Origin of the sequence: Burkholderia sp. SIMBA_051 (assembly GCF_046534915.1) — a bacterium.
Lineage (GTDB): Bacteria > Pseudomonadota > Gammaproteobacteria > Burkholderiales > Burkholderiaceae > Burkholderia > Burkholderia ambifaria.
Map to the genome: position 1 here is coordinate 1 of NZ_JAWRXS010000298.1, position 270 is coordinate 270.

Below are 270 nucleotides of genomic sequence, written 5' to 3' on the forward strand. Positions count from 1 at the left end.
CGGCGCGCCCGAAAACCGTGGTCGTCGAACCCTTGCCCGCGCCGGCCAAGCTCTATGCGCGCGCGTTGACCGGCATCGTCAAGCGCGCTCGGGCCACGCAACTGCCCGCGCTGCGCCTCGTGCGCCCCGCCGTCGCGCTCGACCCCGGGCCGATCTGGCGTTACGCGCGCGTGTGCGGCTTCATCCCCGAGCACGGCGTAACGCTCACCTATCCGCATCTGCTTGCGTTTCCGTTGCATCTGCTGATGCTGACCGACCCGGCGTTTCCCT

At 70.0% G+C, this 270-nt stretch carries 1 pseudogene; it reads left to right on the top strand.

The features are described 5' to 3' along the window. Positions 1-270: pseudogene (locus SB771_RS34600) on the top strand (acyl dehydratase); the annotation flags it as partial.